We start from the raw sequence: 13,648 nt of genomic DNA, 5'->3' as shown, positions 1-13,648 counted from the left end.
GCCGCTACATTGGCTGACTTGCGCCTGCGCTTCAGGCGTACTTTTTTCTTTCCTTTCGAATACACGGAAACCGCAAAACTCCATCATGGACCCATCCCCTGGCTTGACCCTCGCGACACTCTTCGCCGATTTCGGCATGATTCTTTTTGCTCTGATCCTGGTTTTGCTCAACGGATTTTTCGTTGCGGCGGAATTTGCCATGGTCAAACTGCGCTCGACCCGGGTCGAGGCCATCGCTGAGAAAAACGGCTGGCGCGGACACATCCTGCGCACCGTGCACAGTCAGCTCGATGCTTACCTCTCGGCGTGCCAGTTGGGTATCACCCTCGCCTCCCTCGGCTTGGGTTGGGTCGGTGAACCGGCGTTCGCGCACATCCTCGAACCGATCCTTGAAGCCGTCGGCGTGCAGTCGGCCGAAGTGATCAAAGGCGTGTCGTTCTTCGCCGCGTTCTTCGTCATTTCGTACCTGCACATCGTGGTCGGTGAACTGGCGCCCAAGTCGTGGGCGATCCGCAAACCCGAGCTGCTGTCGCTCTGGACCGCCGTGCCGCTGTACCTGTTCTACTGGGCCATGTACCCGGCGATTTACCTGCTCAACGCCAGCGCCAACACCATCCTGCGCATCGCCGGCCAGGGCGAACCCGGCCCGCATCACGAGCACCATTACAGCCGTGAAGAACTGAAACTGATCCTGCACTCCAGCCGTGGCCAGGACCCGAGCGACCAAGGCATGCGTGTGTTGGCTTCGGCGGTGGAAATGGGCGAACTGGAAGTGGTGGACTGGGCCAACTCCCGGGAAGACCTGGTGACGCTGGAGTTCAACGCGCCGCTCAAGGAAATCCTTGCACTGTTCCGTCGCCACAAGTTCAGCCGTTACCCGGTGTACGACAGCGAACGCCAGGAGTTCGTCGGCCTGCTGCACATCAAGGATCTGCTGCTGGAGCTGGCGGCTCTGGACCACATTCCCGAGTCGTTCAACCTGGCCGAGCTGACCCGCCCGCTGGAGCGCATCTCGCGGCACATGCCGCTGTCGCAACTGCTGGAACAATTCCGCAAGGGCGGCTCGCACTTCGCCGTGGTCGAAGAAGCCGACGGCAACATCATCGGCTACCTGACCATGGAAGACGTGCTGGAAGTGCTGGTGGGCGATATCCAGGACGAACACCGCAAGGCTGAGCGCGGGATCCTCGCGTATCAGCCGGGCAAGTTGCTGGTGCGTGGCGACACGCCGTTGTTCAAGGTTGAACGCCTGCTGGGCATCGACCTGGACCACATCGAAGCCGAAACCCTCGCCGGGCTGGTCTACGAAACCCTGAAACGGGTGCCGGAAGAGGAAGAAGTGCTGGAAGTCGAAGGTTTGCGGATCATCATCAAGAAGATGAAAGGGCCGAAGATCATTTTGGCCAAGGTGTTGATGCTCGACTAAAGCCACACCCCTGTGGGAGCAAAGCTTGCTCGCGATGACGGCGGCACATACAACATCATCGCAACTGACATACCGCTATCGCGAGCAAGCTATGCTCCTACAGGGATTGCGCACCGTTCACTGCTTACCCAACGCAAAGTTGGGCAACATCCCCACCGGTTGATTGAACTGGTACGGAATCGACACCAACCCCAACCCGGTATTGCGCTGCACCACGAAGTGCAAATGCGGCCCACTGCTGTTGCCAGTGTTGCCCGACAGCGCCAACGCACTGCCCACCCCCACCCGCTGCCCTTCGCGCACGCTCACCGAGCCTTGCTTGAGGTGCAGGTACACGCCCATGGTCCCGTCATCGTGCAGCACCCGCACGAAATTACCCGACGGATCATTACCCCGGCCGTTCTGGCCATTCTCGGTCTTCACCACCATCCCGGCCCGTGCCGCGATGATCGGCGTGCCTTCGGGCATGGCGATGTCCATGGCATAGCGGTTCTTGGCGCCGAAGTGGCTGTATTGGCCGTTGGCGCCCTGGCTCAAGCGAAACGGACCACCGCGCCACGGGAAGGGATATCGATAGCTCTGCGCGGCCCCTGAAGGGTCGCCCATGGAATATTGGAAGCTCGGGGTATACACCAACGGCTTGCACCCGGTAATCGCCGTGAGCAGCGCCAGGCGCGAGTTGCTGCGTGCCGGCAAGACCCGACGGATCGGCTGGCTCGGCGCGCCCTTCACATTACTCAACCCGGCAAAACTCAGCTCCACCTCCACCGGCGCATACAGATCGTTGCGCACAAACACCACGTCCACGCCCTTTTGCTTCTTGATGTCCAGATACACCTGCCGCTCCAGGTGCTCGACCATCCGGTCCCGAAAAACGAACACCTGGGAGCCTTTCGTGGGGCGGTCGCTGTAGGAGACCACGCCATTGGCATCGGTGGATTTGTAAATGGTCATGGCCACAGCCGAGGTGGAGGCCATGAAAAGACCACAGAAAAACAGCAGGCGCGCAAGCATGGGCAAGAGTCTGTCGAATAAGGCCTGGGAAGGAGCCTAGCAGGTGCAATGGACCTGGGTCGTCGGCAGATGTTTCAAATGATCGTCCCCACGCTCCGCGTGGGAATGCAGCCCGGGACGCTCCGCGTTCCCTACGAAGCGGACGCGGAGCGTCCGGTGAGGCATTCCCACGCGGAGCGTGGGAACGATCTGATGTGCGGCGAATTTGATGGCCCCTTCGCGGGCAAGCCTCGCTCCTACAGATGTGTCGTCCGCAATGGGCGCGACACCTGTAGGAGCGAGGCTTGCCCGCGAAGGCGGACTGTCAGACGACGCGGAACTTAAGCACCCGGCACAAGATGTTTGTGCGTGACGCCATGGGTAATCGGGTGGAATGTGATATCCACATCAAGTTGCGCTGCAGCAGACAAGTTCACCAAGGCATCCAGCGAGAACTTGTCGATCTTGCCGCTCAATACATCATTAAGCCTTGGCTGGGTTATTTTCAGGCGTTTGGCTGCCTCCTTTTGTGAAAGCTCCCAGCCGCGAATGACATTGCACAACTCCAGCATCAGCTTGGAGCGCAGGCGCATATTCGCGGCTTCCTGAGGCGTATCTTCCAGCGCATCCCAGATACTGGCGAACCGCTGGGGCGGGTTTTGATGATCCTTCATAGCGTTAATTGATCTCCTGCAATCTGGCGCGTGCCAGTTCGATATCACGCGTTTCGGTTTTACGGGTGGTCTTGTGCAAGGCATGCAGCACATAGATGGCCTCTGGCCGGTTCACCACATAAAACACTCGAAACGCCCCTGATTCCTCGGTGATCCTGATTTCGTTGACACCCCGACCCACCGTTTTCATCGGCCGCCAGTCGAAGGGTTCTTCCCCCTGCTGCAAGAGATCCAACTGAAAACCGGCGGCTCTTCGCGCATCGAGCGGAAACGATTTCAAATCCTTTAACGCGCTCCCGATAAACACCACGTCCTTGTGTCTTGGCATCGACTTCTCCTGTTATTGACCAGGAAAAGGGTAATTGACACCACCGAGGCACATAGGACGGGGTTGTTTCAAGGCATGGCAGAGAGGGCTGCTATGGAACAGGCTATATCGAAACCGATATAAATCAAGGCGAGAATTGTAGATATTTGCCGTAGGGGCTATGCGCTGTTTTTGCGGGGATTGTTTTGGCCCCTTCGCGGGCAAGTCGAATCGTCGCACCGCCGCTCCCACAGGGTTTTGGGGGTGGCCACATATTTTGTGGTCAACCCCAATCAACTGTGGGAGCGGGCTTGCCCGCGAAGACTGACTGTCAGGCGACGAAGATTACGCGCCCGGTACGAAATGCTTCTGCGCGGTGCCACGGGCGATGAGGCGAGAGATGTAGTCGAGCTTCTGTGCGTCTTTATCGACGAAGCGGAAGGTCAGTTGCAGCCATTCGCTGTCCGGTTTTTGCTCGTGGGCGACGATGGCGTGCAGGTAGCCGTTTAGGCGTGCGGTTTCGGCGTTGTCGCCCTGTTCCAGGTCGAGCACCGCGCTTTCGAGCACTTGCGGCAGGATGTCGGTGCGTTTGACCACCAGCAGCGCTTCTTTGAGGCTCAGGGCCTTGATCACGCACGGCTGGGTGCCGCTCGACAGGCGCAATTGGCCCTGGCCGCGACCGCCGGTAGGCGCGGCCGAAGCAGCCGGCGCCTTGACTGGCGGGCTGTTGAGCAGGCCACGGGATGGCGCGGCCGCCGGGGCTGGCGCAGCGGCGACAGGTTTGGCGAACGGGTTGACCGGGGCGGCACCGACGACTTCAGCCTTGCCACCGGTCAATGCGCTCAGGGAATCGTTGCCGAACGCCGAGTTCATTTTGGTCGGGGCGCTGTTCATCAAGGTGTCGAGCTTGCCGACCTTGTTCAGCGCCTGCTTAACCTTGGTCAGCAGTTGCTCGTTGGTGAACGGCTTGCTGACGTAGCCGGAAACGCCGGCCTGGATCGCCTGGACGACGTTCTCTTTGTCGCCACGGCTGGTCACCATCACAAACGGCATGGTCTTGAGGTTGTCCTGCTCGCGGCACCAGGTCAGCAATTCCAGGCCTGACATTTCCGGCATTTCCCAGTCGCACAACACCAGGTCGAACGCTTCACGCGCCAGAATCGCCTGAGCCTTCTTGCCGTTAACCGCGTCTTCGATCCGGATACCCGGGAAGTAGTTGCGCAGGCACTTCTTCACCAGGTCACGAATGAACGACGCATCGTCCACGACCAACACACTGACCTTACTCATCCACAACCCCTTTAAAAAATCCCGGCAAGCATACCGCTTTGCTGATGGCACATTGCCAAAAACCTTCAGTCACGCCGGGACTTTTCGTTCGCGGGTGCTGCTTTCACATTCAAAAACCACAAACAAAAACGCCCGGCCAAAAGGCCGGGCGCTTTTCTCAGGCAATCTTACTTATCGTCAGCTTTGCCCGGAACATTAGCGGTTTCGCCACTTGTGCCTTCAACTTCTTCTTTCATGCGTTTGAGGCCAAGGTGCCGCACGTCGGTGCCGCGCACCAGGTAAATCACCAGTTCCGAGATGTTGCGCGCGTGGTCGCCGATGCGCTCCAGGGAACGCAGCACCCAAATGATGCTCAAGACCCGCGAGATAGAGCGCGGGTCTTCCATCATGTAGGTGGCCAGCTCGCGCAGGGCGGTCTTGTATTCGCGGTCGATAATCTTGTCGTACTGCGCCACGGACAACGCCAGGTCGGCGTCGAAACGGGCAAACGCGTCCAGCGCATCGCGAACCATGTTGCGCACCTGGTCGCCAATGTGGCGCACCTCGACGTAACCGCGTGGCGCTTCACCTTCTTCGCACAACTGAATGGCGCGACGGGCGATCTTGGTGGATTCGTCGCCGATGCGTTCCAGGTCGATCACCGACTTGGAAATGCTGATGATCAGGCGCAAGTCAGAGGCCGCAGGCTGACGACGGGCCAGAATGCGCAGGCATTCTTCGTCGATGTTGCGTTCCATCTGGTTGATCTGGTCGTCGATGTCGCGCACCTGCTGGGCCAGGCCGGAGTCGGCCTCGATCAGCGCAGTCACCGCGTCATTGACCTGCTTCTCCACCAGCCCGCCCATGGCCAGGAGGTGGCTGCGCACTTCCTCGAGCTCGGCGTTGAACTGTGCAGAGATGTGGTGGGTAAGGCCTTCTTTACTAATCATGTTGGCGTCCTTGGAGCGTCCGGTAAGGTGCGGTGGACCGCAGCGTCAGTTCAGTGAGCAACAACAGCTTCCTAGCCGTAACGACCGGTAATGTAATCTTCGGTCTGCTTCTTCGCCGGATTGGTGAACAAGGTGTCGGTGTCGCCGAACTCCACCAGTTTGCCCATGTACATGAACGCCGTGTAGTCGGAAACCCGTGCGGCCTGTTGCATGTTGTGGGTCACGATCACGATGGTGAACTTGGATTTCAGTTCGTAGATCAGCTCTTCGACTTTCAGCGTGGAGATCGGGTCGAGGGCCGAGCACGGTTCGTCGAGCAGCAGCACTTCCGGCTCTACGGCGATGGTGCGGGCGATCACCAGACGCTGCTGCTGACCACCGGACAAACCGAGTGCCGATTCATGCAGACGATCCTTGACCTCATCCCACAGCGCCGCGCCTTTCAACGCCCACTCGACGGCTTCGTCGAGGATGCGCTTTTTGTTGATGCCCTGGATGCGCAGGCCGTAGACCACGTTTTCGTAGATGGTTTTCGGGAACGGGTTCGGCTTCTGGAACACCATGCCCACGCGGCGACGCAGTTCGGCAACGTCTTCGCCCTTGCGGTAGATGTTGTTGCCGTAGAGGTTGATTGCGCCTTCAACGCGGCAACCGTCCACCAGATCGTTCATGCGGTTGAAGGTACGCAGCAACGTGGACTTGCCGCAGCCGGACGGGCCGATGAAAGCGGTCACGCGCTGTTTCGGAATGTTCATGCTGACGTCGTACAGCGCTTGTTTGTCGCCGTAGAACAGACTCAGGCCCGGCACTTCAATGGCCACGGTTTCCTGCTCAAGACTCAGGCTCTGCTTGTCGCGGCCCAGGGCGGACATGTTGATGCCGTGGGTATGTGTTTCGTGCTGCATGGGAGGCTCCCTGTGCTAACAAATTCGGTTCGGAACGCCGCTTTCGCGGCCATACACAATCTAGTGTGGGAGCGGGCTTGCTCGCGAAGGGGTCGGCACATTCAATATCAATGTTGCCTGACCCACCGCTTTCGCGAGCAAGCCCGCTCCCACAGGGAAATCAGCTATCCAGCGCTTTGTACTTCTCGCGCAGGTGGTTGCGGATGTAGACCGCCGACAGGTTCAACGTGGCGATCACCAGCACCAGCAACAGCGCCGTGGCGTAAACCAGCGGTCGGGCCGCTTCGACGTTCGGGCTCTGGAAGCCGACGTCATAAATATGGAAGCCCAAGTGCATGATCTTCTGGTCAAGGTGCAAGTACGGGTAGTTGCCGTCCACCGGCAGCGACGGCGCCAGTTTCACCACACCCACCAGCATCAGCGGCGCCACTTCACCGGCGGCGCGGGCCACGGCGAGGATCATGCCGGTCATCATCGCAGGGCTGGCCATTGGCAGCACGATCTTCCACAGCGTTTCCGCCTTGGTCGCGCCGAGCGCCAACGAGCCTTCACGCACGGTGCGAGGAATCCGCGCCAGGCCTTCTTCGGTGGCCACGATCACCACCGGCACCGCCAGCAATGCCAGGGTCAACGAGGCCCAGAGCAGGCCCGGCGTACCGAAGGTCGGTGCCGGCAAGGCTTCGGGGAAGAAGATCCGGTCCAGCGAACCGCCGAGTACGTAGACGAAGAAGCCCAGGCCGAACACGCCGTAAACGATGGCCGGAACCCCCGCCAGGTTGTTCACGGCGATGCGGATAATCCGCGTCAACGCGTTCTGCTTGGCGTATTCACGCAGGTACACCGCTGCCAGCACGCCGAACGGGGTCACGATCATCGCCATGATCAGGGTCATCATCACGGTGCCGAAAATCGCCGGGAAGATTCCGCCTTCGGTGTTCGCTTCGCGAGGGTCGTCCGACAGGAATTCCCAGACCTTGCCAAAGTAGAAGCCGATCTTGGTGAAGGTGCCCATGGCGTTCGGCTGGTAGGCGTGAACCACTTTGCCAATGCCGATTTCGAGCTCTTTACCGTTGGCATCCCGAGCTGTGAGGCTGTCGCGGTTGAACTGGGCATGCAGATCGCTCAGGCGTGCTTCGATGTCCTGATAGCGGGCATTCAGCTCAGCCTTTTCGGCGTCCATGTCCGCTTGTGCGGTGGCGTCCAGTTGACCGGCCAGTTCCAGCTTGCGACCGTGCAGACGGATGCGTTCCAGGCCGGCGTTGATCGCGCCGATATCGGATTTCTCCAGGGTCTTGAGCTGTGCCGCGAGTTTGTTGACGCGATCGACACGAGCCTGCAACTCCGGCCACGCAGCCTCGCCCTCGGCGATCACCTTGCCGTCCTGTTTGACGTTGACCAGGTAACCGTAGAAGTTGCCCCACTCGCGACGCTCAATAGTCATCAGCTCGGGTGGCGTCTTCTGGTTGGTCAGCCACTCGCCGACGATCCAGGTGAAGTCGTTGCCGTTCAAGTCACGGTTGCCGACCTTGATCAGCTCGCGGGTCATGAACTCCGGGCCTTGATCAGGCACCGGCAGGCCAGCGCTTTTCAGGCGCTCGCGGGGCACTTCTTCTTTCTGCACCACTTCGCCGATCACCAGGTGATTGGCCTGGCCCGGGACGTCGTAGCTGGCGTGGATCAGGTCCGCCGGCCAGAAGTGACCCAGGCCGCGCACGGCAATCACTGCCAGCAAGCCAATGGTCATGATGACCGCGATGGACACCGCGCCACCGCTGATCCAGACGCCGGGGGCGCCGCTCTTGAACCATCCATTCAGGGAGTTCTGTTTCACAGACTTCTACCTTTCTTAAAGCGACGAGTATTTCTTGCGCAGACGCTGACGAATCAGCTCCGCGAGGGTGTTCATGACGAAGGTGAACAACAGCAGCACCAGCGCCGAGAGGAACAGCACGCGGTAGTGGCTGCCGCCGACTTCCGACTCCGGCATTTCCACCGCGACGTTGGCGGCCAGTGTGCGCAGGCCTTCGAACAGGTTCATTTCCATGACCGGGGTGTTACCGGTGGCCATCAGCACGATCATCGTTTCACCGACCGCGCGGCCCATGCCGATCATCAGTGCCGAGAAGATGCCCGGGCTGGCGGTGAGGATCACCACGCGGGTCATGGTCTGCCACGGCGTGGCGCCGAGGGCCAGGGAACCGAGGGTCAAGCCGCGAGGCACGCTGAACACGGCGTCTTCGGCGATGGAGTAGATGTTCGGGATCACCGCGAAACCCATGGCCAGACCGACCACCAGAGCGTTGCGCTGGTCGTAGGTGATGCCCAGGTCGTGGGAGATCCACATGCGCATGTCGCCGCCGAAGAACCAGGTTTCCATGTACGGGCTCATGTACAGCGACAACCAGCCCACGAACAGAATCACCGGGATCAGAATCGCGCTTTCCCAGCCGTCCGGCACTTTCAGGCGGATCGACTCAGGCAGGCGGCTGAAGACAAAACCGGCCACCAGAATGCCAATCGGCAACAGCATCAACAGGCTGAAGATGCCCGGCAAATGCCCTTCTACATACGGTGCGAGGAACAGGCCGGCGAAGAAACCGAGGATCACCGTCGGCATCGCTTCCATCAGCTCGATCACCGGTTTGACCTTGCGGCGCAAGCTCGGGGCCATGAAGTAGGCGGTGTAGATCGCGGCAGCGACGGCCAGCGGTGCAGCCAGCAACATGGCGTAGAACGCGGCTTTCAGCGTACCGAAGGTCAGCGGCGACAAACTCATCTTCGGTTCGAAGTCAGTGTTGGCGGCGGTCGATTGCCAGACGTATTTAGGTTCGTCGTAGTTCTCGTACCAGACCTTGCTCCACAACGCGCTCCACGAGACTTCCGGGTGCGGGTTGTCCAGCAGCAGCGGCTGAATCTTGCCGCCCGCTTCGACGATGATGCGGTTGGCGCGTGGCGACAGGCCGAACAGGCCCTGGCCTTCCACAACCTGATCCACCAGCAAAGTGCGGTGAGCGGTGCTGTGGAACACACCAAGCTTGCCGGAGGCGTCGAGGGCAACAAAACCTTTGCGACGTTCTTCGGCGCTGATTTCAACGATCGGCGTAGTGCCCATCTGGAAGGTGCGGATCTGCTTGAGGCGCAGTTCGCCATCCGGGTCGCGGGCCATGAACCATTGGGCCAGGCCACCCTTGGAGTCACCGAGGATCAGCGAGATGCCGCCCACCAGTTGGGTACTGGCGGTAATTTCGGCGTCGCCGTTTTCGAGCAATTTGTAGCGACCGTTGAGGCTCTTGTCGCGCAGGCTGAACACATCGGCCTGGGCACGCCCGTTGATCACGTACAACCACTGTTGGCGCGGGTCGACGAAGATGTTCTTCACCGGCTCGGTCATTTGCGGCAGATCGATACGCTTCTGCTCGTTGGTGACTTCACCGGTCATCATGTTTTCTTCGCTGCTCAGCGAGATCACATTGAGTTGCGAACCGGTGGAGCCCACCAGCATCAGCGTGGTGTCGGTGGCGTTGAGGCTGATGTGTTCCAGCACACCGCCCGCTTCGTTGAGCGCAATCGGGGTTTCGCCATACGGGTATTCGACAGCCGGCGAGATGGTTTTCTTGCCATCGGGGTAGCTGACTTTATAGGTGTGGCGGAACACCAGTGCCTGGCCGTTGGACAGGCCCACGGCTACCAACGGATGACCAGGCTGGTCTTCGCCGATGGAAGTCACGGTGGTGCCGGCCGGGATCGGCAGATCGACGCGCTTGAGTTCGGCGCCACTGTCGATGTCAAAGAACAGCGCCTGGCCTTTGTCGGAAACCCGCATCGCGACCTGGTTCTGTTCTTCCAGGGAGATCATCAGCGGCTTGCCGGCGTCTTGCATCCAGGCCGGGGTGATGGCGTCCTTGGCGGTCAGGCTGGCACCCTGGAACAGTGGCGCGACCACGTAGGCAAGGAAGAAGAAGATCAGCGTGATCGCGCCGAGGACGGCGAGGCCGCCAACAAGCACGTACCAGCGGGTCAGGCGATCTTTGAGCGCGCGGATGCGGCGCTTGCGTTGCAGCTCAGGCGTATTGAAGTCAATTCGCTTGGGGGGATTGTTAGTCATGGTGGAATTGGCCAGATCATTCATGCGCACACCCTAGCGATCCTGTATGACAGAAAGATGACAATGCAGTGACGCAACAAATCCGCCGCCAGTAGGAACTGGCAGAGGACCGGAAATTTGGGGGCCGGTATTCACCGGCATTTGTAGGAGCGAGGCTTGCCCGCGAAGGCGTCGGCACATTCAACATCACTGTTGGCTGACCCACCGCTTTCGCGAGCAAGCTTCGCTCCTACACAGGTCCGGGGCGAGCCCCGGACCTAGGGTTTTACTTTTTTGCGACTTCAGCGCCGCCTTCTTGCAGACCCAGGTCAGCCAGTGCTTTTGCAGCAACCTTGGCCGGCAGTGGGATGTAGCCGTCTTTCACTACAACTTCCTGGCCCTGTTTGGACAGAACCAGTTTCACGAACTCGGCTTCCAGCGGGGCCAGAGGCTTGTTCGGGGCTTTGTTGACGTACACGTAGAGGAAACGCGACAGCGGGTATTTGCCGTTCAGTGCGTTTTCTTCGGTGTCTTCGATGTAGTCAGTGCTGCCTTTCTTCGACAGCGCTACGGTTTTCACGCTAGCCGTCTTGTAGCCGATACCCGAGTAACCCACGCCGTTCAGCGAGGAGCTGATCGACTGCACGACCGAAGCCGAACCCGGTTGTTCGTTGACGTTTGGTTTGTAGTCGCCTTTGCACAGGGCTTCTTCTTTGAAGTAGCCGTAGGTGCCGGATACCGAGTTACGACCGAACAGTTGAACCGGCTTGTTGGCCAGGTCACCGGTCACACCCAGGTCGCCCCAGGTTTTAACGTCGGTTTTAGCGCCGCACAGACGAGTGGACGAGAAGATCGCGTCAACTTGTTCCATGGTCAGGTGCTGGATCGGGTTGTCTTTGTGTACGAAGACAGCCAGGGCGTCCACGGCAACCGGGATTGCGGTTGGCTTGTAGCCGTACTTCTGCTCGAAGGCAGCCAGTTCGGTGTCCTTCATTTTGCGGCTCATCGGGCCCAGGTTAGAGGTGCCTTCAGTCAACGCAGGTGGCGCAGTGGCGGAGCCAGCGGCCTGAATCTGGATGTTTACGTTCGGGTATTCTTTTTTGTAGTTCTCAGCCCACAGGGTCATGAGGTTGGCCAGAGTATCGGAACCAACGCTGGACAGGTTGCCCGAGACACCAGTGACTTTGGTGTAAGCCGGAATTGACGGGTCAACGCCAGCGGCTACCGCGTGGGCAGTCGCAACGCCAGCAGCGACAAAAGTCATTGCCGCCATCAAACGCTTCAGTTTCATGCCTTACTCCTAGCAGATAGGGTGTGTTAAGTCGGGGCCAAGTATCAGTAGGCCGTGTGAACACTCTATGGCTGAAATATGACAATTGGATGAAAGGCCAGCATTGGAAACTCAAAAGCGCCAAGACTCGAGAGTAAGGTTGACAAATCATAATCAAAAGATAGTCTTGTCAACCACGAGAGGAACCCATGATCAATGACCGAATTCGCCGCGCTCGCCTCCTGCGAGGCATGTCCCTGGAAGCCCTTGCGCTCCAGCTTGGCGACATCAGCAAGCAAGGCCTGAGTAAATACGAGAAAGGGTCAAGTACCCCAAACTCCACTCGCCTGCTGCAAATGGCCAAGGTGCTGCAAGTCAGTCCCGAGTACTTCTTTCGTGCGGACCCTGTGCCGCTGGCGCCCCTGGAGTTTCGCAAACTCGCGAAGATGCCGAAGTATCGCCAGGTTCAAGTCGAAGAACAGATTCGCGAACATCTCGAACGCTACATTGCTTTGGAGGAATGCTTCGACCCGGCGGATATTCAGACTCCGGCCACGCCGGCGCAAATGCTAGCCGTATCCTCTATTGAGGAAGCCGAACATGCCGCCGAGGCCCTGCGCGAATACTGGGGAATTGGTAGCGATCCCATTTCCAACCTGACCGAGCAACTGGAAGAGCACAGCATCAAGGTCGCGATGCTCATAGGGCCGGATGACTTCGATGGCGCCTGTGCCGCTACCGGCGACGGCCGCCACGTTTTGATCGCCCTGAACGCAGAGCGCCCAGGCGAACGAATCCGCTTCACTGCGGCCCACGAACTCGGGCACTGGGTGATGCAATTACCCGACGACATGCCCGAGCGTGATAAAGAAAACTGCTGCCATCGCTTCGCTGGCGCATTCCTCTATCCGGCTAAAGGTGTCACCAGTGATTTCGGTAGCCACCCTCGCTCACGCGTCCATCCCCGCGAGTTGCTCATCGCCAAGCGCCAATACGGGATCTCGATGCACGCAGCCCTGCGACGCCTCAAGGATCTGAACCTGCTTAGCGACGGGGGCTACAAATCCCTCACCATTCAATTCAGTGCAAATGGCTGGCGCAAGACCGAACCCGAGCCAATGCCATGCAAACCACCGCAACGCTTCGAATCTCTGGTGTTCTGGGGGCTGGCGGAAGGTCTGATTACCAAATCCCGTGCAGCAGAACTACTACGCAAACCAGTGAGCGCGCTTGATCCTAATTTCCTGGGCTCGCTGGAGAGTGCATGAGTCTGATCTACATCAGCGATACGAATATCTGGATTGATTTCAGGAATGCCGGACTGCTTGAGCAGATGTTCAGATTGCCATTCACGTTGTGCTGCACGGACTTCGTGCTGCATGAACTGGAAGACTTCCCCCACGACGAGTTGCTCGCTCATGGCTTGATTGTCGAGTCCTTCGATGGCGCAGGGGTTGCCCGACTTTTCAGTTTAAAAATCGAGCACAACAACAGTTCACTCGCCGACGTGTCCTGTTATTTGCTCGCGCAAGAGTCAGGTCGCCCCCTGCTGACCGGCGACGGCAAGCTAAGGCGTCAGGCACAACGAGATGGGTTGCAAGTGCATGGAGCTCTTTGGTTGCTGGATCTGATGGTCGAGCACGGTGTCATCCCGCCTACGCAGGCCGCAGATGCGCTGGACAACATGCTCGAACACGGGGCACGCCTCCCCTCAAGCGAATGTGATGCAAGACTTTCGCACTGGAGAAAGCCTTAGCATCGCAGGCTTCG

General features: G+C 59.2%; 12 protein-coding genes. 3 read left to right on the top strand and 9 right to left on the bottom strand.

Annotated elements, in window-relative coordinates; genetic code table 11:
* Nucleotides 1-85 precede the first annotated feature (85 nt).
* Nucleotides 86-1,426: a hemolysin family protein gene (locus tag BK665_RS21555; RefSeq protein WP_054048336.1), complete on the top strand. Its 1,341-nt coding sequence runs from the start codon at nt 86-88 to the stop codon at nt 1,424-1,426.
* A 117-nt stretch (nt 1,427-1,543) separates the two neighbouring features.
* Here the strand turns inward: BK665_RS21555 and BK665_RS21550 are convergent, their stop codons facing one another.
* The 9 genes from BK665_RS21550 to BK665_RS21510 all read right to left on the bottom strand — a co-directional run bounded on the left by BK665_RS21550 (nt 1,544) and on the right by BK665_RS21510 (nt 11,899).
* Entirely contained in the window at nt 1,544-2,440 is an 897-nt protein-coding gene (locus BK665_RS21550) for a peptidoglycan DD-metalloendopeptidase family protein (protein ID WP_123408645.1), read from the bottom strand.
* Nucleotides 2,441-2,760: 320 nt separating this feature from the next.
* Nucleotides 2,761-3,093, bottom strand: coding sequence for a helix-turn-helix domain-containing protein (locus BK665_RS21545; protein ID WP_123408644.1), 333 nt, complete (start codon nt 3,091-3,093; stop codon nt 2,761-2,763).
* A 4-nt stretch (nt 3,094-3,097) separates the two neighbouring features.
* Nucleotides 3,098-3,421 carry a type II toxin-antitoxin system RelE/ParE family toxin gene (locus BK665_RS21540; RefSeq protein WP_123408643.1) on the bottom strand — a complete coding sequence of 108 codons (324 nt, stop codon included), beginning with the start codon at nt 3,419-3,421 and terminating at the stop codon, nt 3,098-3,100.
* Between the two features lie 324 nt (nt 3,422-3,745).
* On the bottom strand, nt 3,746-4,690 hold the full coding sequence (locus BK665_RS21535) for a response regulator (protein WP_123408642.1): 945 nt from the start codon (nt 4,688-4,690) through the stop codon (nt 3,746-3,748).
* 167 nt (nt 4,691-4,857) lie between these two features.
* Nucleotides 4,858-5,619, bottom strand: coding sequence for a phosphate signaling complex protein PhoU (phoU, locus tag BK665_RS21530; protein WP_123408641.1), 762 nt, complete (start codon nt 5,617-5,619; stop codon nt 4,858-4,860).
* A 71-nt stretch (nt 5,620-5,690) separates the two neighbouring features.
* A complete protein-coding gene (gene pstB / locus BK665_RS21525; RefSeq protein WP_007942698.1) occupies nt 5,691-6,524 on the bottom strand; it encodes a phosphate ABC transporter ATP-binding protein PstB in 834 nt (277 codons plus the stop codon).
* Nucleotides 6,525-6,684: 160 nt separating this feature from the next.
* On the bottom strand, nt 6,685-8,355 hold the full coding sequence (gene pstA, locus BK665_RS21520) for a phosphate ABC transporter permease PstA (protein ID WP_123408640.1): 1,671 nt from the start codon (nt 8,353-8,355) through the stop codon (nt 6,685-6,687).
* A 15-nt stretch (nt 8,356-8,370) separates the two neighbouring features.
* Complete coding sequence (locus BK665_RS21515; protein WP_123408639.1) at nt 8,371-10,653, bottom strand: ABC transporter permease subunit; 2,283 nt, start codon at nt 10,651-10,653, stop codon at nt 8,371-8,373.
* 241 nt (nt 10,654-10,894) lie between these two features.
* Nucleotides 10,895-11,899: a phosphate ABC transporter substrate-binding protein PstS gene (locus BK665_RS21510; protein WP_123408638.1), complete on the bottom strand. Its 1,005-nt coding sequence runs from the start codon at nt 11,897-11,899 to the stop codon at nt 10,895-10,897.
* Between the two features lie 188 nt (nt 11,900-12,087).
* Here BK665_RS21510 and BK665_RS21505 point away from each other — a divergent pair, with 188 nt between their 5' ends.
* Entirely contained in the window at nt 12,088-13,146 is a 1,059-nt protein-coding gene (locus BK665_RS21505) for a helix-turn-helix domain-containing protein (protein ID WP_123408637.1), read from the top strand.
* Nucleotides 13,143-13,634 carry a PIN domain-containing protein gene (locus BK665_RS21500; protein WP_123408636.1) on the top strand — a complete coding sequence of 164 codons (492 nt, stop codon included), beginning with the start codon at nt 13,143-13,145 and terminating at the stop codon, nt 13,632-13,634. The genes BK665_RS21505 and BK665_RS21500 overlap by 4 nt, the downstream gene beginning before the upstream one ends.
* Nucleotides 13,635-13,648: the final 14 nt, after the last annotated feature.

This window comes from Pseudomonas frederiksbergensis, from assembly GCF_003732665.1.
GTDB lineage: Bacteria > Pseudomonadota > Gammaproteobacteria > Pseudomonadales > Pseudomonadaceae > Aquipseudomonas > Aquipseudomonas frederiksbergensis_G.
Note: the sequence above shows the minus strand (reverse complement) of the source record. Positions and strands in the feature narration are given on the sequence as shown.

Bases quoted from the DNA above. Each gene is read 5' to 3' on its own strand.
- BK665_RS21555 (WP_054048336.1), top strand. From the start codon at position 86: ATGGACCCATCCCCTGGCTTGACCCTCGCGACACTCTTCGCCGATTTC.
- BK665_RS21550 (WP_123408645.1), bottom strand. From the start codon at position 2,440: ATGCTTGCGCGCCTGCTGTTTTTCTGTGGTCTTTTCATGGCCTCCACC.
- BK665_RS21545 (WP_123408644.1), bottom strand. From the start codon at position 3,093: ATGAAGGATCATCAAAACCCGCCCCAGCGGTTCGCCAGTATCTGGGAT.
- BK665_RS21540 (WP_123408643.1), bottom strand. From the start codon at position 3,421: ATGCCAAGACACAAGGACGTGGTGTTTATCGGGAGCGCGTTAAAGGAT.
- BK665_RS21535 (WP_123408642.1), bottom strand. From the start codon at position 4,690: ATGAGTAAGGTCAGTGTGTTGGTCGTGGACGATGCGTCGTTCATTCGT.
- phoU (WP_123408641.1), bottom strand. From the start codon at position 5,619: ATGATTAGTAAAGAAGGCCTTACCCACCACATCTCTGCACAGTTCAAC.
- pstB (WP_007942698.1), bottom strand. From the start codon at position 6,524: ATGCAGCACGAAACACATACCCACGGCATCAACATGTCCGCCCTGGGC.
- BK665_RS21515 (WP_123408639.1), bottom strand. From the start codon at position 10,653: ATGAATGATCTGGCCAATTCCACCATGACTAACAATCCCCCCAAGCGA.
- BK665_RS21510 (WP_123408638.1), bottom strand. From the start codon at position 11,899: ATGAAACTGAAGCGTTTGATGGCGGCAATGACTTTTGTCGCTGCTGGC.
- BK665_RS21505 (WP_123408637.1), top strand. From the start codon at position 12,088: ATGATCAATGACCGAATTCGCCGCGCTCGCCTCCTGCGAGGCATGTCC.
- BK665_RS21500 (WP_123408636.1), top strand. From the start codon at position 13,143: ATGAGTCTGATCTACATCAGCGATACGAATATCTGGATTGATTTCAGG.